The sequence below is a fragment of the Prauserella muralis genome (assembly GCF_003202285.1).
Lineage (GTDB): Bacteria > Actinomycetota > Actinomycetes > Mycobacteriales > Pseudonocardiaceae > Prauserella_B > Prauserella_B muralis.
Genome location: NZ_MASW01000006.1, coordinates 300,384 through 319,814, shown reverse-complemented (window position 1 = coordinate 319,814; position 19,431 = coordinate 300,384). Strand labels below are relative to the sequence as shown.

Here is a 19,431-nt window from a genome sequence, read left to right as displayed (position 1 = left end):
TCAGGCGACGTCGAGGTCCTTGAGCAGCTTCGCCACGTGCCCGGTGGCGCGGACGTTGTACATCGCCTTGGCGATCCTGCCGTCCGGATCGACGACGAACGTCGAGCGGATGACACCCTGCACGATGCGGCCGTAGTTCTTCTTCTCGCCGAAGGCACCCCAGGCGGTGAGCACGGACTTGTCCGGGTCGGCGAGCAGCGGGAAGGTCAGCTGCTCCTGCTCGGCGAACGTGGCCAGCTTCTCCGGCTTGTCGGGCGAGATGCCGAGCACCTGGTAGCCGGCGTCGTTCAGCTCGGCGAGGTTGTCCCTGAAGTCACAGGCCTGCTTGGTGCAGCCCGGTGTGCCCGCGGCCGGGTAGAAGTACACGACGACCGAGCGGCCTCGGAAGTCGGAAAGGGACACCTTGTTGCCCTCGCTGTCGGCGAGGGTGAAGTCGGGTGCGGGGTCTCCGGGCGCAAGCCGCTGCTGTTCGCTCATGGCCGCCAAGCCTAGACGAGGACGGTGACACCCCGTGGGTCGTCATGCCGGAGCGCGGCGGGCCCGCCGGACCGTGCGGCGCAGTCCCGCGAGGTGTGGAGACAGCCCGCTCGCGTCTACACGGAGCCGCTGTAGACGGCGCTCGTCGGTGCCGTGTTGTCCGGCCGGACGATGAGCCGAAGCGGGGTGCCGTCCGCGGGCACCGCGAACGCGAAGGTCAGCCGCGCCATCCCGCCAGGCGGCACGTCGCGGTCGGCGTCGACGATGCCGTTGTAGCCCTGGGTCGCGTCGACGACCTGGGTGGCCTGCCGCTCGTCGATCGTCGCGCGGACGGAGAAGCTGGAGAGCCGGTACGGCTGCTGGGTCTCGTTGTAGATGGCGATGCCGAACGCGGCCGCGCGCTCGGCCCTGGGGTAGGCGGCGTCGCTGGGCTGGAACGTCTTCGGCGTGGAGACCGCCACGACGAGGCCGGAAGGGAACCGGTGATCCGAGCCGAACCTCACGACGGCCGTTGCCGTGGCCGCGGGCCTGGCGGAGGTCGCAACCCCGGACCTGGCGGACTCCTCCGGCGTCGTGGACGCGGGTGCCTCACCCGCGGCCGTCGGGCCACACGCCGTGAGCGCCAGGAGCGCACACGCGGCCAGGACGGCCTTCGGCTTTCGCACCGCCACCGCTCCTCACTAGTCCGATCGCAGTGGGTAATTGCTCCATTCGAGGGCGGCACAGCTCCGCCTCGATCCACTCTGGCGACGCTCGTCGTACGCTGCCACCGTCGCGGCGGTGTTGAGTCGGACCTGGTGTACGGCCGTGTCCTGCCCGTGATCGTTGGCGTACCGCGAGTGACAGCCGTCACGGCGGTGTCTCCGCGGGGCGGCGGGTGTCAGACCGCGTAGGCGAACAGCAGGATGAAGACCGCCAGCGAGGCCAGCCAGGCGAGAATCAGCCAGCCCCAGTCCCGCCACGGGTCGACGACGCGGTTGTCCTCACCGGGCACGTAGACGCCACGCATCTCGAACCAGTCGGCCCAGGCACCGGGCCAGCGGAGGGGATTGCGTCCCGCCATACCCGCTTCCTCCCGCCTGTGCTTGCGTGCAGTGGGGTCCACGCTACTCCCTGTATTACCAGGCCCCCAGGAGAGTCAAGTCGTCATATCAATCGGACATTCATTGTTCACGCGGTGCGCATGTGGATCTAGTCTCTCAAGTCTCATTTCTCGGCAACGACGGGAGGCGGAAGGAATGCGAGCGTCAATTCTTTGGCGGTCCGCGATCTTCCTGAGCGCTACGGCACTGGTGGTCACGGCATGCGGTGGGGGCGACGACGGTGGCGGCGGGGGTGACGGCGGCGGTGACGGAGACGGCGTGCTCAACCTGGGCTACGTGCTGCCGGAGACCGGCCAGCTTGCCTTCCTGGGGCCACCGCAGATCCAGTCTGCGAAGTTCGCCATCAAGACCATCAACGACGCGGGCGGTGTCCTGGGGCAGCAGATCCCCGACATCGTCGGCTCCGACGAGGGTGGTCAGGAGGCACAGGCCATCCAGGCGGCCGACCGGGTGCTCTCCGCGGGCGTGGACGCCATCATCGGCGCCGCGGCCTCCGGCATGTCGCTGGCCTTCATCGACAGTGTGACCGGTGCGGGTGTCGTGCAGTGCTCCGGCTCGAACACGGCCCCGACGTTCACCGACTACGACGACGGCGGGTTCTACTTCCGGACGGCACCGAGCGACGCCCTGCAGGGGCCGGTGCTCGCCAAGGTCGTCAGGGAGGACAACCACAACCGCGTCGCCATCGTCGCGCGTGCCGACGACTACGGCCGTGGGCTCATGGAGGCGACGAAGAAGGCGCTCGAGGCCGACGGCGCGACCGTGGTCCTCGACCAGACCTACGACCCCGAGGCGACCAACTTCGACCAGGTCGCCCAGCAGGTCAAGAACTCGAGGCCGGATGCGGCCGTCGTGATCGCCTTCGAAGAGGGCACCCAGATCATGCAGTCCATGATCGAGGCCGGTGCCGGCCCGCAGCAGATCGGCGTCTACGGCGCCGACGGCCTGCGCAGTGAGGAACTGGCGTCACTCGTGTCGCCGAACAACCCGGCCGTGATCGCGGGGATGAAGGGCACCGCGCCCGCGTCGGCCGACAACCCCGACTACGTCAAGCGGCTCAAGGAGTTCGCGCCGGACCTGCAGGAACTGCAGTTCGCGCCGCAGGTCTACGACTGCGTGGTCTCCATCGCGCTGGCCGCGGAGAAGGCCAAGTCGGACGACCCGGCGACGTTCGCCCCGGAGATCAACGGCATCACCAAGGACGGCGAGAAGTGCACGTCGTTCGCCGACTGCAAGAAGCTGCTCGACCAGGGCACCGACATCGACTACGACGGCGTGAGCGGTCCGCTCGACTTCGTCGAGGCCGGTGAGCCGGGCCAGGCCACGATCGAGGTCTACGGCTACAACCAGCAGGGCAAGCTGGAGACCCTGCGCACCGAGCAGAGCACGGGCGCGCCGTAACGGCGGCACCCACACCGACAGCGGAGGGGCGCCCGGCGCCCCTCCGCTGTTCCGCTCCGAAGGCGCGCACGCTCAGCGGGCGCGGGCCAGGGTGCCCAGGTACAGCTCGATGACCTTCTCGTCGTGCAGCAGGTCCCTGCCCGTGCCCGTGTAGGCGTTCTTGCCCTGGTCGAGCACGTAGCCGCGGTCGCAGATCTGCAGGCAGCGGCGGGCGTTCTGCTCCACCATCAGAATCGCGACGCCGGTGCCGTTGATCTGCTTGACCCGCTCGAACACCTGGTCCTGGTAGATCGGCGACAGCCCTGCGGAGGGCTCGTCCAGCAGCAGCACCTCGGGCTGCATCATCAGGGCCCTGCCCATGGCGAGCATCTGCCGCTCACCGCCGGACATCGAGCTCGCCTTCTGGCTCCTGCGCTGGGCCAGCAGCGGGAACAGCTCCTCGACCGCCGTGACGCGTTCGGCGAACGCCTTGGGGCGCAGGTAGGTCCCCATCCGCAGGTTCTCCTCCACCGTGAGCGTGGGGAAGACGTTCTGCCGCTGCGGGACGTAGCCGATGCCTCTCGAGACGAGGTCGTGTGCGGGGCGGTTGGTGACGTCCTCGCCGCGCAGCCGCACCGAACCGCTGCGTACGTGCAGCAACCCGAAGACCGCCTTGACGAGGGTGGACTTGCCCGCGCCGTTGGGGCCGATCACACCCACCAGCTCGCCGGGGCCGAGCACGAGTCCGGCACCACAAAGGATGTCCACTCCGGACACATAGCCCGCGAAGATGTCGTCGGCGACGAGGATCGGCTCCCCGGGCTCATTCGGCTGGTTCATCGTCGCCCCTCGCTTCGGGATCGTCGTGCTGCTTGCCGAGGTAGGCGTCGATCACGGCGGGGTTCTTCGCGACGGACGACGGTGGCCCCTCGGCCACGATCCGGCCCTCCGCCAGGCACACCACCCAGTCGCTGATGCCCATCACGACGTCCATGTCGTGCTCGACGAAGCAGACCGTCATGCCCTCGTCGCGCAGGTCCGTGATGTGCCCGAGCAGTGACTGGGTCAGCGCCGGGTTGACCCCGGCCATCGGCTCGTCGAGCATGATCATCGTCGGGCGCACCATCAGTGCGCGGGCCATCTCCAGGAGCTTGCGCTGACCGCCGGAGAGCGTGCCCGCGTATTCGTCGCGCATGTGCGCGAGCCGGAACCGCTCCAGCAGTTCGTCGGCCCTGCCGGTGATCTCCTTCTCCTGCCTGCGCCACAGCGGCGGCAGCAGTGCGGGCAGGACCTGCTCGCCGCGCTGGCCGGTGGCCGCCAGCTTCATGTTGTCGAGGACCGTCATCTTCGACAGCGTCTTGGTGAGCTGGAAGGTCCGCACGAGACCTCGGCGCGCCATGCGATGCGCCGCGCGCCCGGTGGCGGGCCTGCCGTCGAACGTCCAGGTGCCGGAGTCGGCCTTGTCGAACCCGCTGAGCACGTTGAACAGGGTGCTCTTGCCTGCCCCGTTGGGTCCGATCAGCGAGGTGATGGTGCCGCGCTGGATCTCCAGATGCTCCACGTGCACGGCGGTGAGCCCGCCGAACGACCGGCTCACGCCGTCCACCACGAGCAGCGGATCCGGTTTGGCCGCGCCGGGCTCGGCGGCAACCGCCGAGAGGTCAACGGACATCGAGCATCATCTCCCTCCGGCTGCCCAGTATCCCTTGCGGCCGGAAGATCATGAGCAGCATCAGTCCGAGGCCCACGAGCGCGAGGCGCACCGCGCCCACCTCGGGGGCGCTGATGACGTCCTGCGGGATGACCCCGGCTCCGATGGCCTGGCGCAGTGCGCTGTCGAAGAACGTCAGGATCATCCAGAACAGGATCGCGCCGACGATGGGTCCCAGCACGCGTCCCGCGCCGCCCAGCACGAGCAGCGTGTAGAGGAAGAAGGTCACCACCGGGTCGTAGCTGTCCGGGTTCACCGACTGGGTGTCGATCGCGAGTATCATGCCGCCGACGGAGCCGATGGCGCCGCCGAGCACGAGGCTCTGCATCTTGTAGGAGTACACGCTCTTGCCGAGGCTGCGGGCCGCGTCCTCGTCCTCGCGGATGGAACGCAGCACCCGGCCCCACGGGCTGTGCACCAGGAGTGCGACGAGCACGGTGATGAGCAGTACCAGGCCCCAGGCGATGAGCAGCGCCCACAGGTCCTGGGAGCTGTACTTGATGAGCCAGAAGCCGTACCGGTCGCGGGGCACCGGATTGATGTCGTAGAACTCGTCGGCGAACTGCTGCAGGCCGAAGACGCCGCCGGTCACCGGCTCCGCCCAGCTGGACCGGTAGAACAGGCGCAGGATCTCACCGGCCGCGATCGTGGATATCGCCAGGTACTCGGCACGCAGCCGCAGCGTCGGCAGGCCGAGCAACAGGGCCAGTACCACCGAGCAGGCCAGGCCGATCAGCACGCCCACCCACAGCGACAGCCCGAACGTCGACACCGAGACGGCCACGCCGTAGGCGCCGACGAGCATGAACGCGACCTGCCCGAAGTTCAGCAGGCCCGTGTAACCGAAGTGGATGTTGAGCCCGATGGCGGCGAGCGCGTAGGCGGCGGCCACCGGACCGATGCCGGAACGCACCGCGTCGGAGAGGATGACTTCCCAGTCCATTGTCTATACCCGCCTAGCCCACGCGTTCCCGCTGGCCGAGAATGCCTTGTGGACGGATCAGCAGAACCACGATGAGCGCCAGCAGCGCCCAGGCGTTCTGCAGGTCGATGGGGAACCACAGCGTCGACACCTGCGCGACGATGCCGATGACGAAACTGCCGACCATCGCGCCGTAGGCCGAGCCGAGCCCGCCGAGGATGATGCCGGCGAACATCAGCAGCAACAGCCGGAATCCCATGTCCCAGGTGATGATTTCGGTCAGGCCGAAGAAGACGCCGCCCAGCGCGGCGAGCCCGCCGCCGAGCACCCACACCACGAGCACGACCCGGTTGACGTCGATGCCGGAGGCCTCCGCGAGGTCGCGGTTGGCCGACACCGCCCTGATCGCCGTGCCGATGCGGGTCTTCTGCAGCATGAAGGCCACGCCCAGCAGCACCAGCACCGACAGCACGACGATCGTCAGGTCCCGCGGCGTGATGCCCACCGGGCCGAGGTCGATCGCCTGCTGGATGTCGTACTCGCGATAGGACTGCGGCCGCGTGCCGTAGAAGACGAGCACGACGTGGCGCAACAGCAGCGAGAACCCGATCGTGATGATGAACAGGTTGATCATGCCCGTGCCGCGCTTGCGCAACGGCCGCCAGATGCCTCGCTCGATCAGCCCGCCGAGCAGCGCGCCCGCGGCGATCGCGACCAGCGCCGCGGGGATCAGGTGCCAGCCGGGGCCGGACGCGGCGACGTTGAGGAAGAACGCGACCACGGCGCCGATGGTGACCAGCTCACCGTGAGCGAAGTTGATCAGGTGGGTGGTGCCGAAGACGAGCGAGAGGCCGACCGCGGTGATCGCGATGATCGAGCCGAACTGGATGCCGTCCACGAGCACCTGGAGCGCGCGGTCGAGAAACGTCGGGCCGCGTGGCACCTCGTTACTCTGTGCCATGGCACTGGCCGGTGCCAGTGCCATGAGCAGCAGAGCGAACACTGGCACCAGCATTCGGGAAACACGCACAGTCACCTCGCGCGCCGGGTCGATCTTTAGTCGGTCAGTGTAAGCACACGTCTGGCTGAGCCCTATCGATGTGCGTGATTGTTACCAGAACCGCCACCACAATGGTGTTGTCGAACTGCGCGTCATAGCCATTTGGTCCGTTCGTCTGCCTACGTAGCCCGTTCGGCCGACGACGAAGGAGTGGGGAGGCGCATCGATCATGAACGAGGACACCCGGGCCATGCTGGCGGCGCTGGCGGCGCTGCGCAACGACCTCGACGAGGGCATCGAGGCGTTGCGGAGGGGCGAGCTGACGGTGCCGAGGCAGCACGAGCTCGCGGCGTCGCTGATCGAGGTGGGCGAGCAGCTCGACGACCACGCCGACCACCAGGCCGCGACGAGCAACGGGCACGCCGACGGTTACGGCTTCGGCGAGCAGGACGGCATCGCGTCCCCGCACGACGACGAGGAGGCCTGAGCCCGGACCTGTGCCGGGCCTGCGGTGTCGCCGTCCACAGCGGACAACGCACCGCCTGCGCGTGCGGGGCGTCGCACGCACAGGCGGTGCTGCCGGTGAGGGGGTAAGGACGGGGATCCGGCGAGGGGATCCTTCACCGGAGAGTGCCCGGACCGCTACCCGTGCCGCCGGTGGCAGCGGTCGTCGCGGGCGGCCTCGGCCAGTGCCGAGCGCAGCGCGTGGTAGGCGGGCTTGCGCGTGAAGTCGTCCCACATGACGGTGGCCGCGCCCTGGCCGGAGAAGAACACCGGCACCCACGAGTACTTGTCGGTGAAGCCCCAGATGGTGAACGAGTCGCAGCCGGTGACGTTCAGGCAGGCGGTGAGCGCCTGCCGGTAGTAGCGGGCCTGCTCGGCGAGCTGCGCCCGCGTGGGAACTCCGCTCTCCGGCAGGTTCATCCGCACGTCGAGTTCGGTGATGGCCGTGGCGAGGCCGAGCTCGGCGAACCGGCGCAGGTTGTCCTCCAGGCCCGAGGGGAAGGGGTACTCGGTGCTCAGGTGCGCCTGCGCGGAGAAGCCGTGCACCGGCACGCCCTGGGCCAGCAGGTCCTGCACCAGCGCGTAGTAGGCGTCGCTCTTGGCGCCGATGTCCTCGACGTTGTAGTCGTTGAGGAACAGCTCGGCCGACGGGTCGGCCTCGTGTGCCCAGCGGAACGCGTCGGCGATGATGCCCGGCCCGAGTTCCCGCAGCCAGATGTTGTCCCGCGTGCGCAGCGCGCCCGTGTCGTCGAAGACCTCGTTGGCGACGTCCCACTGCTGCACGCGGCCGGCGTAGCGGCCGACGACGGTGGTGATGTGCTCACGCAGGATCTCCCGCAGCTCGGCAGGCGAGAAGCCGCCCTCCTCGAGCCAGGCCGGGTTCTGGCTGTGCCACAGCAGCGTGTGCCCGCGGACGGCCTGACGGTTGCGCTCGGCGAAAGCCACGATCCTGTCGGCCATGGCGAAGTCGTACCGGTCGCGTTCCGGGTGGATGTACTCCCACTTCATCTGGTTCTCGGGCGAGACCGAGCTGAACTCCCTGGCCAGCTGCTTGCGGTAGGGGCGGTCGGAGGTGAACGGGTCGGGGTAGGGCTGTTCCAGGTGGTGGCCGCCGCCTGCGACCGCCGAGCCGATGACGAAGCCCTCGGGGGCGGCCGCGCGCAGCGTGCCGGGCTTGCCGTGGTGGGCGTGCGTGGCGGGGGCGGCGGAGTGCTGTTGGGGCGGTGCCGCGGCGGCCGCCTGCGCGGCCAGCGGGACGGACAGTGCGGCGGCGAGGAGTGGGGCGGTGGCAAGACGGACGAGGCGGACCGGCTTCATCGGGGTCTCCCAGTTCTGTCCGAAACTTTTCCGGAAAATTCCGGAATGCAGTGCCGAGCGACATTAGGCTGTCGCCGGGCGAGGGTCAAGCCCGGTGCCTGCGTGCGCGCTTCGTACGCTGAGCAGGAACGAAGGAGGAGCTGTGGCCGACACCCCGCCTCGGGCCGTGACCATCTCGGCCATCGCCGCCGAAGCAGGGGTGTCCGCGCCGACGGTGTCGCGGGTGCTCAACGGGCGGGCCGACGTCGCTCCCGCGACCCGTGAGCGGATCGAGACCCTGCTGCGCAGCCACGGCTACCGGCGCAGGGGCGGCGGCCAGCCCGGCGGCCGGATCGGCCTGCTCGACCTGGTGTTCAACGACCTGGACAGCCCGTGGGCCGTGGAGATCATCCGCGGTGTCGAGGACGCCGCCCATGCGGAGGGCACCGGCACGGTCGTGTCGGCCATCCACCGCAGGGCCAGCTCCACCCGGCAGTGGCTGGACAATCTCCGCTCGCGCGCCAGCGACGGCGCCATCCTCGTCACCACCGACCTCGACAGCGCGCTGCACTCCGAGCTGGAAGAGCTGCACGTGCCCGCCGTGGTGGTGGACCCGGCGGGGGTACCCGACCTGGCCGTGCCCACGATCGGCTCCACCAACTGGGCGGGCGGGCTCAGCGCCACCGAGCACCTGACCGGGCTCGGGCACCGGCGCATCGGCTTCGTGGCGGGACGCCCCGAGCTGTGGTGCAGCAGAGCACGCCTCGACGGCTACCGCGCCGGGCTCGAGACCGCGGGGCTCACGGTCTCCGACGAGCTGGTGGTGCAGGGAGTATTCGACTACGAGTCCGGCTTCCGCGCTGGGCGGCGGCTGGCCGCGCTTGCCGAGCGGCCCACGGCGGTCTTCGCCGCCAGCGACCAGATGGCACTCGGCGTCTACGAGGCGCTGCGCAGGGAGGGCCTGCGCGTTCCCGCCGACGTCAGCGTGGTGGGCTTCGACGACCTGCCCGAGGCCCGCTGGTCGTCGCCGCCGCTCACCACCGTCCGCCAGCCGATGGCCGACATGGGCAGGCTCGCCGTGCGTACCGTGCTGCGGCTGGTCCGGGGCGAGCAGATCGAAAGCCCGCGGGTGGAGCTGGCGACCGAGCTGGTCGTCCGGGACAGCACCGCGCCACCCGCGCAGCATTGAGGCGATGCCGATGATCTCCGGACGAGACCCGGAAGTTCCGGCACCGGTTTCGCGGGCGCCCCACACGGGAATAACGGCACGGATCCGTCACGAGACCGGTGGTGGGTGAGGAGCGCGGTCGTGGCCAACAGGCAGTTCCGGGTACTGGAGTCGTCGCGCGCCGACGCGGCCTTCCGGATGACGTCGGCGCCCTACCTGCTGCTCGATTCCGAGTTGCGCATCCGGGCCGTGAACCCGGCGTACGAGCGGGCGACCCTCCGCACGGAGGACGAGCTGCGGGGCGAGTACCTGTTCGACGCCTTCCCGGACAACCCGGCCGACCCCGGCTCCGACGGCGTCGACAAGCTCGGCGCCTCGTTGCAGCACGTGCTGGGCCGTGCCCAGCGTCACTACATGGGCATCCAGCGCTACGACGTGCCCGTTCCCGGCGGCACGGCGTTCGTCAAGAAGGTGTGGACGCCGGTCAACTCGCCGATCGTCGAGGACGGCACGGTGCTCGGCGTGCTGCACCACGTCGAGGACGTCACCGAACTGGACGGCCTGCTCGAGCACCCCGACGGCGGGGACGCGGGGGAGGCGGGCAACTGGTGGGAGACGCATCCGGGTCGGCTGCGTGCGGTGCTGGACGCGCTGAGGAGGCTGCGCCACGCGCATCGCGCCGTGCTGGAGGAGAACACCCACCTGCACGAGGCCATGCGCCATCGCGGGGTGATCGAGCAGGCGAAGGGCATCCTCATGGCTCAGCGCGGGTACTCGGCCGACGATGCCTTCGCCGTTCTCGTGGACCTCTCGCAGCACACCAACATCAAGGTGCACGACATTGCCCAGGCCCTGATCGACCAGGTCGTGGACTGAAGCGACCGCGGTGCCGCGGTGGCGTCAGGCCAGGAAGCCGGGCGGCCGGTTCGATCCACTGAGGACCACGGCGACCCGCTCGCCGGGCGCGGGCCGGTAGGCCCCGGAGAGCAGCGCGGCCACCCCGACCGCGGCGGCGGGCTCGACGGCCACCCTGGCGGCCTGCCACAGCACCCGCTGGGCCGTCAGGATGGCGTCGTCCTCCACGAGCACTGATTCGTCCACAAAGGACTGAGCGACCCGGAAGGCGAGCTCGCCGATGCGGCGCGGAGCGAGCGCGTCGGCGGCCACGCTGTCCGCGGGCGCGTCGGCCGGTGTGCCCTGGACTCGGGCGGTGTGCAGCGTGGGCGCGCCGGTGGGCTCGACGGCCACCACCCGCGCCGAGCCGGCGAAGTAGGCGGCGATGCCGCCGATCAGCCCGCCGCCGCCGACGGGCACGAGCACGGTGTCCGGCCCCGGGACCTGCTCGGCCAGCTCGACGCCGACGCCGCCCTGGCCGAGCAGCGTCTCGCGCTGGTCGAAGGCGTGCACGGACAGCGCCCCGGACTCGGCGACCCAGGAGTCGGCGGCGGCCAGCGCGTCGGCGTAGCGATCGCCGCCCACCACCAGTTCCGCGCCGAGCTCACGGATCCGGTCCATCTTGGCGGGCGCGGAGATGGTGGGCACGTAGATCCTGGCACGCACACCCAGCCGGTGAGCGGCGTAGGCGACGGCCACGCCGTGGTTGCCGCCCGACGCCGCGACGACCCCGGCCTCGGGCGGCTCGCGCAACAACAGGTTCGCGAACGCGCCGCGGACCTTGAACGAGCCGGACCGCTGCAGGTACTCCAGTTTGAGCGCGAGCCGCCACGGCCCCGTGCCCGCGTCGCCGGTGAGGTCGTGCGGGTCCAGCTCCAGCACCGGGGTCCGCCGGACGTACGGCGCCAGCACGTCGTAGGTGCGCCGGATGTCCTCCGGCGTCGCGACGGCCGTGTCCTGCTCCTGCTCACCAATCACTGCCCAGCAGCTCCTTCGCCTCGGCGATGCGTTCTTCGTCGCGCCGGTAGAACACCCACTGTTTGATCTTCGTGCTGCGCAGCAGGCCCGCCCTGCTGAGCACCTTCAGGTGCTCGCCGCAGGTCGGTGCGCTGACGCCCAGTTTCTCGGCGATGAGCTGCGAACACACGCCGTCGCGCACCAGATCGCCGTCGCGCTGCGGCGGAAAGTGGGCCACCGGGTCGCGCAGCCACTCCAGCACGCGCAGCCGCTTCTCGTTGGCGAGCGCTCTGAGCAGGTCCGCGTCCAGCACTACGCCATTATGCTAACTAGCTAATTGCCTGTCTACCGTGAACCACGGCTCCGGCGCGGGGTGCCGCGGCGCACCTTGAGGGCCTCGGTCACGAGCGGTACCTGCCAGAAGAGCTGCCCGATACCGGCGATCTTGGCGGGCAGCGGTGTGGTGTCGCTGCGGCACCAGTCGAGCGCAAGCTGGACCTTCGCGGGCATCACCGCGACGAAGAACGCGCTCGCCAGGCCCGCCGCGGCCCTGCGGGTCGGCGGAGCCGCCAGCCCCGCTCCGAGGGCCAGTGCGGCGAGTCCGGACACGTAGGTGTAGGTCCTGGCCTGCCCGGGAAGCGCCTGCGGGATGATGCCGTCGAAGAACCTGGGCGCGAGGAAGTGCATGCTGCCGCCCGCGAGCAGCATCGCCGCCAGTCGCGTCGCGGCCGCCTGGTGGGGGAGGGTCCCCGGTGCGGTTCCCGTGGTGTCCATCGCGCTGCATCCGTTCGTGGTCGTCGTGACACAGGTGTGCTGAGGCCTGTATATCACGACGAGCGTATATTTGGACAGTGATATATAAGGCTCAGTCGCCGGGTGTGCGTGCTGCCTCGATCACCTCGTCGAGGACCTCGCGCGACCTCGTCAGCTCCGTGATCATCCGGTCGATGCGCTCGCGCTCGGCGACCAGGTCGGTGACCAGTTGCGGCGTGGCGACCTCGGAGGGGCCACCGTCGGCGTCGCGCATGCACGGCAGCAGGCGGGCGATCGTCCTGCTGTGCAGTCCCGCGGCGAACAGTTCCTGGATGCGGATGACCCGGTCGACCGCGTGTTCCGGATAGTCGCGATGGCCGCCCGCCGTGCGGTCGGCCGCGAGCAGCCTCTGTTGCTCGTAGTACCGCAGCGATCGCTCGCTCACGCCCGTCCGCCGTGCGAGCTCTCCGATTCGCATGTCCGCCTCACCTGCCCGCTCCGGACTTGAACTTGACATCAATGTCAGGTTCTACCGTGGCGGCATGACCGAGACAACCGGCAACCCACTCTTCGACTACAGTCCGATCATCGAGCGCCCCGCCCTCAGCTGGCCGGGCGGCGCTCGCGTCGCCGTCTACATCGGACTCAACATCGAGCATTTCCACCTCGGCCGCCCGTCCACGAGCATCTGGCCCGGCACGGCCGACCTCGTGCCCGACCCGCTCAACCACGGCTGGCGCGACTACGGGGTGCGGGTGGGCATCTGGCGCACGATCGACAGTCTCGACCGGCACGGCATGAGGGCGAGCGCGCTGCTGAACTCGGAGGCGGCCGACCACTATCCGCAGATCATCACGGCGGGCGTCGAGCGCGACTGGGCCTGGCTCGCGCACGGGCAGACCAACTCCATCCTGCACACCGGCCTGGAGCGCGAGCAGGAGCGGCACGTTCTCGCCGGGATCGTCGACAAGATCGCCGCCGCCACCGGTCGCGGACCTCAGGGCTGGATGGGGCCCGGCCTCACCGAGACCGCCAACACGCCGGCCCTGCTCGCCGAGCTCGGCCTGAGCTACGTGCTGGACTGGACCAACGACGACCAGCCGTACCGGCTGAACGTGCCCGGCATGCTCAGCGTGCCGTACACGGTGGAACTCAACGACCTGCTGCTGTTCAGCAGGGGGATCACCGGACCCGAGTTCGTCCGGATCGTGCGCGACCAGCACGAGCAGCTGCGCGCCGATGCCCGGACCGGCGGCCGGGTGCTGGCGCTCGCGCTGCATCCGTTCGTGATCGGCCAGGCGTTCCGGGCCAGATACCTCGACGAGGCGCTGGCATACCTCGCCGCGCAGCCGGATGTCTGGCTGACCACCAGCGACGAGATCGCCGAACACTACCGGCACACCGTCGTGGACGCCGGGCAGCGCGTGTGACGCCGTGCGTCAGTCCCCGGCGGGCCGGTGGTGCGCGACCAGCCGGGTGAGCAGCCGGGTGAGGGTCTGCCGGTCCTGGGCGGTCAGCGGGGAGAGCAGGTCGTCCTGCACCCCGTCGAGCACGCGGTCCATGCGCCGCAGCTGCCGCGTGCCGGCGTCGTTGAGGGTCACGATGTTGCGCCTGCGGTCGTCCGGGTCCGGCGTGCGCTCGACGTAGCCCTCGGCGGCCAGGTCGTTGATGGCCGCCACGACGTCGCTGCGGTCCATGCCGCACCGGCGGCCCAGCTCGGCCTGGCTCGCCGGGCCGAACTCCTGCAGCGCGGCGAGGATCCGGTAGTGGTAGCCCCGCGCGCCCGTCTCGGCGAAGCCGTCGAAGGCCAGCCTGCGGGCGTGCACGGCGAGCTGCGTCAGCAGCCAGCTCGGCTTGGTGACCAGGCGTTCGGGGATCTCGTCCACGAGTGCCCACGGTAACAGTGTTGGCCCAACCAACGGCACAAGATATTCCTTGACACGAATATTCTTTGTGGTGAATGCTTTGGGTCATGGATCGGATCGCGGCAGCACTCGGGGACGGCGCGCGCTGGCGCATCGTGGAGCTGCTCGCCGGCCGTCCCCGGTCCGTCGGCGAGCTGGCCGAGCTGACCGGGCTGCGTCAGCCGCAGACCACCAAGCACCTGCAGACTCTCGCGCGGGCGGGGCTCGTCACCGTCTTCCCGCTCGGGCAGCGCCGCGTCTACGCCCTGGACGTGGCGGTCCTGGCCGGGTTCGCGGGCCGGGTGCGGGAGCTGGCCGAGACCGCCGAGAAGCACGCGGGCGAGCGAGACGTCATCGAGCGGTACCGCGCGGCGATCGAGGCCGAGACCGCGGTCGCGGACCGGCCGCGGTGGGCGGACGGGCGCCGTTTCTCGTTCGAGCGCGTGCTGCCCGCGGCCCCGGACACCGTCTGGCGGCACTGGGTCGATCCGGGCCTGCTGGCGTCCTGGTGGGCGCCACCGCCGATGACGGTCACCGAGTGCGTTCTCGAACCGCGGGCGGGCGGGCGTGCCGTGCTCGAGTACCGCGACGCCGAGGGGCGGTACCGCTCGGAAGGGCGGGTGCACGCCGCGAAGGAGCCCGAGCGCCTCGTCTTCGACCTGTCGGTGCTGGACGCGGCGGGGGCCGTCACGTTCAGCAGCCACTACGACCTCGGCCTCAGCGCCGCCGGAAGCGGCACCCGGTTGCGGCTCGGCCTGCGCATCGCCGCCACGACCGTCGAGGCCGTGCCCTACATCGCCGGGATCGAGACCGGCTGGGGCCAGGTGCTCGACAACCTCGCCGACGTCGTCGGCCGAGCCCAGCGCACCACCATGAGACCGACCAAGGGAAAGGACAACCCATCATGACCGAATCCACCGGCCGCAGAGTCTCCGCGAACATGAGCCTCACCCTCGACGGGCGCTACCACGGCCCCGGCGGCCCCGGCGATCTGGGCGCGATCGTGCCGTACGCGACCACCGACGTCGCGCGGGACCACCTCACCCGCATCTGGCAGGGCGCGACGACGGCGCTGCTCGGCCGTCGCAACGCCGAGGGGTTCCTCGGGTTCTGGCCGTCGGTCGCCGACGACGAGAACGCCGACCCGCGGGACCGCGGGTACGCGCGGTGGCTGGTCGACGCGGAGAAGGTGGTCCTGTCGACCACGCTGACCGAGGCGCCGTGGAAACGCGCCCGGGTGGTGAACGCGCCCACCGCCGACGTCGTCACCGACCTCAAAGCTCACGGAGCGGGCGACATCCTCGTCAACAACAGCGCGAGCGTCATCAAGGCCCTGCTCTCGGCGGACCTGCTCGACCGGATGTATCTCATGCTCTGCCCCGAGATCGCCGGAGGCGGGCCCCGCCTGTTCGACGACGGGCTGCCTGCGTCGAAGTGGACGCTGACCCACCAGGAGACCGGCAAGCTCGGCGAGATGGCGATGGTCTACGACCGCGCACGCTGACGTCCTGGCGCCGCGGCGGGCCGCCCCGGTGGGGTCAGGCGTCGGCGAAGGCGGCCGGAGCCGGGGCCGGGATGACGCCGAGTTGAATGCGCGCTCCGAGTTCGTCCCGGACGCCCCAGTGCTCGGCGAGCCGGGGGCCCTCCGTGCGGTAGATGTGCGCGGTGGTCATCCGGTAGGGCTTGCCCGCGGTGCCGGGGCCGTGGACCGCCTCCACGCCGACCCCCGCCGCGGTGGCGCGCAGGACAACCCGGTCGTCGGTGCTGAAGACGTCCTCGACCGTGTAGCGGATCCGCAGGACCCGATGCACGAAGGACAGGATCTGGCGATACCCGGCAGGGCCGGGCGGGAGCGGGAACGGCGAGCCATGGTCGACGAAGTCCGCGGTGACCAGGTCGTCCAGACCCGCCAGCTCACCGGTGTTGATGGCGTCGAACACGGCAAGCGCCGCCGCCTGTGCGGGATTGTCCACGGCTATGCTCCCTCCGGAGATTCGCTGGAAGATGATTCCAGTAGAATGAGAATCTAGTGAATGAGGAGGCCGATGGCAAGGCAGTACCGAGCGCCTCAGCGCGCCGCCCAGGCGCGGGCCACCCGGTCGCGCATCGTCGGCACGGCCCGCGACCTCCTTCTCGGCGACGGCGGGTACGCGGGCATGACCATCACCGGGCTCGCCAGGGCGGCGGGGGTCAGTCCGCAGACCGTCTACAACGCGGTCGGCGGCAAGGCCGAGGTCGTCAAGGCCGTCTACGACGTCCTGCTGGCCGGGGACGAGGGCAGCACGCCGATGAGCGAGCGGCCCGAGTTCCGGCGGGTGACCGACGCCGAGAGTGTGGCCGCCTACGCCTCCGCCTACGCGGCCTGGGTGCGGGGCATCTACGACCGGGTGGGGCCTCTGCTCGGCGTCCTGCTCGCCCACGGTCCCGGCGGCGACCCCGACCTGGCCGGGTTCGTGGCGACGATCGACCGCGAACGCCGGCGCGGCAACACCAACAGCCTGCGGGGTCTCGCCGAACGGGAGCAGTTGCCGCGGGGCCGCGAGTTCGAGGAGCTGGTGGACGTGATCTGGACGCTCACCGCGCCCGAGGTGCACGCCCGGCTCGTCCAGCGCCGGGGGTGGGCACCGGCCGCCTACGAGCGCTGGCTGGCCAGGCAGCTGTCGGCGGCGTTGTCCGGGGCTTAGTCGCCCACCTCGATGCCTTCGGCCAGCGCGCTCGCCCGCGCGAGGCGGTGATCGGTGGTGAGGACTCGCACCCGGAGCCGGGCGGCCAGTTCGATGTACAGCGCGTCTGCCAGGCGGAGGTCGGCGCGGCGCGCCCACGCGCCCTGCGCCAGCTCGGCGACAGGGTGGCGGGTCACGGGAATGGCCGTCAGCGCCGCAAGGGCGGCCTCGACGTCGGCTGCGGTCAGGTTTCCCGCGCGCTGCAGCCGTCCCAGCGCGGACAGGACCTCGGCGTCCAGGTGTGCCGGCGCGTGCAGCACGGTATTGGCAAGCCGCTTCCTCGCCGGCGCCGCGTAGTCGGTGCCCGCGAACAGGTCGACGAGCACCGACGCATCGACGACCACGAGGTCGGCAGGCGACTCAGTCATCGGCGCCGGCCAGCTCCTCACGGGCGCCGTCCAGTGCCTCGAGAACCGCGCGATGAGACGGCGTGCCGCGGGGTGTGGGCAGCGCGTCCAGCCACGAGTTCGTGGCCCGGCGCTGCAACTCGTCGGCGATCGCGGCCTGGGCGAGCGCCGAGACGTTCAGGTCCGCGGCCTTCGCCCTGGCGGCCAGCTCGTCGGGCACGTACACGTTCAGTCTGGCCATACACACAATATACACACAGGCGTGGTGCTGGTGCCGAACGTGCGATCCAGAAGGTGGGCCCGGTGGGACTCGAACCCACACTGGCACGGACCTAAACCGTGTGCCTCTGCCAATTGGGCTACGGGCCCTGCGAGTCGCAGCTTAGCCGCAGGCTGCTCGCGGGCCGTCGGCGTGGCCTGCCGGAGCGGGGTGTGGCCGGTGATCTAACGTGGCAGCCTGCGGCAAGCATGCTCAGCGAGGGAGGACACGTGGCTCGCGATCCGGACACCATCGAGCGGGACATCGAGAAGGCCAGGGAGGCGCTCGCCTCCACCCTGGACGAGCTCGGCACGAAGGCCAGCCCCAAGCGGCTCGCCGACACGGCGAAGACGAGCCTGGCCGCCAAGCTCTCCGAGCCGAAGGTGAAGTTCCCGCTGATCGGCGTCGGAGCGCTGATCGGCGTGCTGCTGGTGCGCAAGCTCCTGCGCTGAGAGGGCGTCGCCGCTGCCGGCGGACGACGTCGTCAGCCGGCAGCACGCGAGCGCCGCGTGCCGTAGGCCGCGGCGGCCGCGTAGGTGTCCTTGGCGGAATCGGCTGCCTGCTCGCCGGTGCTCTGCTGGGGAGCTGCCGCCTCCGGGCTCTTGCTCAGCTCCTTGCGCGGCACGGTCCGCTTGGCCTTCTTCTTCGCCGAGGTGCCCTCGTCGGTGCGCTGGGCAGGCGGCTCCGGCGTCTCGGCCCGCGCGCCGGAGCCGGCCTTCGCGGTGGCCGCCTCGTCGGCGGACGCGGCGTCGTCGGGCTGCTCCGGCTTGTCGTCGTCGCGCTTCTTGTCCTCGGCGGGCGTGTCGGCCTTCGCGGTGTCCTCGGCCTTCTCCTCGGCCTCGGCGGCCTGCTCGGGCTCGCCCGCCTCGGCCTCCGGCTCGGACCTGGCCAGCCGCGCGGTCATGTAGGCACTCGTGAACTCCAGCGCGCTGCCGTTGAGCAGGTGGACCACGGTGGTGCTGGTGCCCTCGCCCGCGAGCTTCTCCACGAGCTGGTCGGCACGGTCACGTGCGGCGATGATGCCCGGCGCCTTCCCCTGCAGTTCCTTGCCCAGGCCGGCGACCTTGACAGTCCAGTCGTCGTCTTCCTGCACGTACGTCGCGGTGATCGCTTGCGCCACCAGTCTCACCCCTCTCTCGACAGCATGCTCCACAGTGCGAGACTGCGTGGCCGCCGCCTTATGACGCCAGTTCGCGAATAACCCGTTCGTGTAGATCTCGTTCGGCGTCTCGTTGAGATTCTGTAACGGGCGGATCGATCCGGCAATACGACAAAGCGTCAGGAACTACTGAGCGTGAGAACACTCTCAGTGTGTCGTCACGAGCTGTCATCGCCCGATGTCGGCACGGTGATCATCGGTTCGCCAGCCGCTCCAGTCCGCCCCACAGCAGGTCCATCGCGTACTCGGTGACCTGTTCCGGGGTGAGGTTCTCGTGGGCCTCACACCAGATGGCCAGGCGCTCGCAGCCGCCGACCACGAACTCCGCCGACGCCTGCGTGCGGACCGGGTCCGAGCTGTCGAGGTAGCCGCCCATCAGGGTGGCGATCAGGTCGGTCTGCTGCTGCCTTGTCGCCTCGATCTCCTCGGCGGCGGACGTGCCGATCAGGGCCATCTCGTGCCGCAGCAGCGACCACGCCTGCCTGCGCTCCCGGATGTAGACGAAGAAGGCGTGCAGGCCGCGCCGCATGGCTTCCTCGGCGGTCGGCGCGCCCGCCACCGCCTCCTCGGTCACGGTCCGCAGCGCCGCCCTCGCCTCGCGGATGCAGGCGAGCAGCAGCCCTTCCTTGGAGTTGAAGTACTCGTAGAGCATCGGCTTGGACACGCCGACCCGTTCCGCGATCTCGTCCATGGACGCCGCGGCGTACCCCCGCTCGGCGAAGACCGCCTCGGCGACGTCGATCATCTGCCGTTCCCGCTGGGCGCGGGGCATGCGCTTGCGGCGGGCGGGGGCCTTCGCGGTGGTGCTCACGAACCGAACTCTACCGGAAGTAACCTACTCCTGGTAAGGTGGACTTCGGGTAACAGGAACTGC

General features: G+C 70.2%; 27 protein-coding genes and 1 tRNA gene. 9 read left to right on the top strand and 19 right to left on the bottom strand.

Going from position 1 to position 19,431, the window contains the following annotated elements; translation table 11 throughout:
* The 3 genes from bcp to BAY60_RS26895 all read right to left on the bottom strand — a co-directional run bounded on the left by bcp (position 1) and on the right by BAY60_RS26895 (position 1,540).
* A complete protein-coding gene (gene bcp, locus BAY60_RS26905) occupies positions 1-477 on the bottom strand; it encodes a thioredoxin-dependent thiol peroxidase (protein WP_112284089.1) in 477 nt (158 codons plus the stop codon).
* Between the two features lie 116 nt (positions 478-593).
* The gene (locus BAY60_RS26900) at positions 594-1,142 is read right to left on the bottom strand and encodes a hypothetical protein (protein ID WP_112284635.1); all 549 of its coding nucleotides are present in this window, start codon (positions 1,140-1,142) and stop codon (positions 594-596) included.
* A gap of 215 nt (positions 1,143-1,357) precedes the next feature.
* Complete coding sequence (locus tag BAY60_RS26895; protein WP_112284088.1) at positions 1,358-1,540, bottom strand: hypothetical protein; 183 nt, start codon at positions 1,538-1,540, stop codon at positions 1,358-1,360.
* Positions 1,541-1,715: 175 nt separating this feature from the next.
* Here BAY60_RS26895 and BAY60_RS26890 point away from each other — a divergent pair, with 175 nt between their 5' ends.
* Positions 1,716-2,981, top strand: coding sequence for an ABC transporter substrate-binding protein (locus BAY60_RS26890; RefSeq protein ID WP_112284086.1), 1,266 nt, complete (start codon positions 1,716-1,718; stop codon positions 2,979-2,981).
* A gap of 72 nt (positions 2,982-3,053) precedes the next feature.
* Here the strand turns inward: BAY60_RS26890 and BAY60_RS26885 are convergent, their stop codons facing one another.
* Genes BAY60_RS26885 through BAY60_RS26870 form a run of 4 tightly spaced genes read right to left on the bottom strand, consistent with a single transcriptional unit; the run spans position 3,054 to position 6,608 of the window.
* Positions 3,054-3,800 carry an ABC transporter ATP-binding protein gene (locus BAY60_RS26885; protein ID WP_112284084.1) on the bottom strand — a complete coding sequence of 249 codons (747 nt, stop codon included), beginning with the start codon at positions 3,798-3,800 and terminating at the stop codon, positions 3,054-3,056.
* Positions 3,784-4,632, bottom strand: coding sequence for an ABC transporter ATP-binding protein (locus BAY60_RS26880; protein WP_112284083.1), 849 nt, complete (start codon positions 4,630-4,632; stop codon positions 3,784-3,786). The genes BAY60_RS26885 and BAY60_RS26880 overlap by 17 nt, the downstream gene beginning before the upstream one ends.
* Positions 4,622-5,614 (bottom strand): branched-chain amino acid ABC transporter permease, encoded by a 993-nt coding sequence (locus BAY60_RS26875; RefSeq protein WP_112284081.1) that lies wholly within the window; start codon positions 5,612-5,614, stop codon positions 4,622-4,624. Before BAY60_RS26875 ends, BAY60_RS26880 begins: the two co-directional genes overlap by 11 nt.
* Before the next feature lie 13 nt (positions 5,615-5,627).
* On the bottom strand, positions 5,628-6,608 hold the full coding sequence (locus BAY60_RS26870; protein WP_245992826.1) for a branched-chain amino acid ABC transporter permease: 981 nt from the start codon (positions 6,606-6,608) through the stop codon (positions 5,628-5,630).
* Between the two features lie 214 nt (positions 6,609-6,822).
* Here BAY60_RS26870 and BAY60_RS26865 point away from each other — a divergent pair, with 214 nt between their 5' ends.
* Positions 6,823-7,080 carry a hypothetical protein gene (locus tag BAY60_RS26865; protein ID WP_112284078.1) on the top strand — a complete coding sequence of 86 codons (258 nt, stop codon included), beginning with the start codon at positions 6,823-6,825 and terminating at the stop codon, positions 7,078-7,080.
* 155 nt (positions 7,081-7,235) lie between these two features.
* On the opposite strand, the gene BAY60_RS26860 is transcribed toward BAY60_RS26865, so the two are convergent.
* Positions 7,236-8,414, bottom strand: a complete 1,179-nt coding sequence (locus BAY60_RS26860; protein WP_112284077.1) for an endo-1,4-beta-xylanase — start codon at positions 8,412-8,414, stop codon at positions 7,236-7,238.
* A gap of 142 nt (positions 8,415-8,556) precedes the next feature.
* Here BAY60_RS26860 and BAY60_RS26855 point away from each other — a divergent pair, with 142 nt between their 5' ends.
* Positions 8,557-9,582, top strand: coding sequence for a LacI family DNA-binding transcriptional regulator (locus BAY60_RS26855; RefSeq protein ID WP_112284075.1), 1,026 nt, complete (start codon positions 8,557-8,559; stop codon positions 9,580-9,582).
* A gap of 120 nt (positions 9,583-9,702) precedes the next feature.
* Entirely contained in the window at positions 9,703-10,437 is a 735-nt protein-coding gene (locus tag BAY60_RS26850; RefSeq protein ID WP_112284074.1) for an ANTAR domain-containing protein, read from the top strand.
* 24 nt (positions 10,438-10,461) lie between these two features.
* Here the strand turns inward: BAY60_RS26850 and BAY60_RS26845 are convergent, their stop codons facing one another.
* The 4 genes from BAY60_RS26845 to BAY60_RS26830 form a co-directional block, all read right to left on the bottom strand.
* Positions 10,462-11,433: a threonine/serine dehydratase gene (locus tag BAY60_RS26845; protein ID WP_112284072.1), complete on the bottom strand. Its 972-nt coding sequence runs from the start codon at positions 11,431-11,433 to the stop codon at positions 10,462-10,464.
* A complete protein-coding gene (locus tag BAY60_RS26840) occupies positions 11,423-11,725 on the bottom strand; it encodes an ArsR/SmtB family transcription factor (RefSeq protein ID WP_170160568.1) in 303 nt (100 codons plus the stop codon). The genes BAY60_RS26845 and BAY60_RS26840 overlap by 11 nt, the downstream gene beginning before the upstream one ends.
* 32 nt (positions 11,726-11,757) lie before the next feature.
* On the bottom strand, positions 11,758-12,186 hold the full coding sequence (locus tag BAY60_RS26835) for a DoxX family protein (RefSeq protein ID WP_112284070.1): 429 nt from the start codon (positions 12,184-12,186) through the stop codon (positions 11,758-11,760).
* 91 nt (positions 12,187-12,277) lie between these two features.
* Positions 12,278-12,643 (bottom strand): MerR family transcriptional regulator, encoded by a 366-nt coding sequence (locus tag BAY60_RS26830; protein ID WP_112284068.1) that lies wholly within the window; start codon positions 12,641-12,643, stop codon positions 12,278-12,280.
* Positions 12,644-12,707: 64 nt separating this feature from the next.
* Here BAY60_RS26830 and BAY60_RS26825 point away from each other — a divergent pair, with 64 nt between their 5' ends.
* Positions 12,708-13,595 (top strand): polysaccharide deacetylase family protein, encoded by an 888-nt coding sequence (locus tag BAY60_RS26825; protein ID WP_112284067.1) that lies wholly within the window; start codon positions 12,708-12,710, stop codon positions 13,593-13,595.
* Between the two features lie 9 nt (positions 13,596-13,604).
* Here BAY60_RS26825 and BAY60_RS26820 read toward each other — a convergent pair whose 3' ends face one another.
* A complete protein-coding gene (locus tag BAY60_RS26820; protein ID WP_112284065.1) occupies positions 13,605-14,051 on the bottom strand; it encodes a MarR family winged helix-turn-helix transcriptional regulator in 447 nt (148 codons plus the stop codon).
* Positions 14,052-14,137: 86 nt separating this feature from the next.
* On the opposite strand from BAY60_RS26820, the gene BAY60_RS26815 reads away from it, so the two are divergent.
* Positions 14,138-14,977: a metalloregulator ArsR/SmtB family transcription factor gene (locus BAY60_RS26815; protein ID WP_112284063.1), complete on the top strand. Its 840-nt coding sequence runs from the start codon at positions 14,138-14,140 to the stop codon at positions 14,975-14,977.
* Positions 14,974-15,573, top strand: coding sequence for a dihydrofolate reductase family protein (locus BAY60_RS26810; RefSeq protein WP_112284061.1), 600 nt, complete (start codon positions 14,974-14,976; stop codon positions 15,571-15,573). The genes BAY60_RS26815 and BAY60_RS26810 overlap by 4 nt, the downstream gene beginning before the upstream one ends.
* A gap of 34 nt (positions 15,574-15,607) precedes the next feature.
* Here BAY60_RS26810 and BAY60_RS26805 read toward each other — a convergent pair whose 3' ends face one another.
* Complete coding sequence (locus tag BAY60_RS26805; RefSeq protein ID WP_112284059.1) at positions 15,608-16,042, bottom strand: ester cyclase; 435 nt, start codon at positions 16,040-16,042, stop codon at positions 15,608-15,610.
* A gap of 72 nt (positions 16,043-16,114) precedes the next feature.
* Between BAY60_RS26805 and BAY60_RS26800 the strand changes: the two genes are divergently transcribed.
* Entirely contained in the window at positions 16,115-16,753 is a 639-nt protein-coding gene (locus BAY60_RS26800) for a TetR/AcrR family transcriptional regulator (protein ID WP_112284058.1), read from the top strand.
* Here BAY60_RS26800 and BAY60_RS26795 read toward each other — a convergent pair.
* From BAY60_RS26795 to BAY60_RS26785, 3 genes are all read right to left on the bottom strand, one after another.
* Positions 16,750-17,160: a type II toxin-antitoxin system VapC family toxin gene (locus BAY60_RS26795; RefSeq protein ID WP_112284056.1), complete on the bottom strand. Its 411-nt coding sequence runs from the start codon at positions 17,158-17,160 to the stop codon at positions 16,750-16,752. The genes BAY60_RS26800 and BAY60_RS26795 overlap by 4 nt on opposite strands.
* The gene (locus tag BAY60_RS26790; RefSeq protein ID WP_112284055.1) at positions 17,153-17,380 is read right to left on the bottom strand and encodes a type II toxin-antitoxin system CcdA family antitoxin; all 228 of its coding nucleotides are present in this window, start codon (positions 17,378-17,380) and stop codon (positions 17,153-17,155) included. The genes BAY60_RS26795 and BAY60_RS26790 overlap by 8 nt, the downstream gene beginning before the upstream one ends.
* 54 nt (positions 17,381-17,434) lie before the next feature.
* Positions 17,435-17,508, bottom strand: a tRNA-Leu gene (locus tag BAY60_RS26785).
* 120 nt (positions 17,509-17,628) lie between these two features.
* Between BAY60_RS26785 and BAY60_RS26780 the strand changes: the two genes are divergently transcribed.
* Positions 17,629-17,850, top strand: coding sequence for a DUF3618 domain-containing protein (locus tag BAY60_RS26780; protein WP_112284633.1), 222 nt, complete (start codon positions 17,629-17,631; stop codon positions 17,848-17,850).
* A 32-nt stretch (positions 17,851-17,882) separates the two neighbouring features.
* Here the strand turns inward: BAY60_RS26780 and BAY60_RS38095 are convergent, their stop codons facing one another.
* Together BAY60_RS38095 and BAY60_RS26765 are read right to left on the bottom strand one after the other, a co-directional pair.
* Positions 17,883-18,518 (bottom strand): hypothetical protein, encoded by a 636-nt coding sequence (locus BAY60_RS38095; RefSeq protein WP_245992825.1) that lies wholly within the window; start codon positions 18,516-18,518, stop codon positions 17,883-17,885.
* Between the two features lie 232 nt (positions 18,519-18,750).
* Positions 18,751-19,368 (bottom strand): TetR/AcrR family transcriptional regulator, encoded by a 618-nt coding sequence (locus tag BAY60_RS26765; RefSeq protein WP_112284053.1) that lies wholly within the window; start codon positions 19,366-19,368, stop codon positions 18,751-18,753.
* Positions 19,369-19,431: the final 63 nt, after the last annotated feature.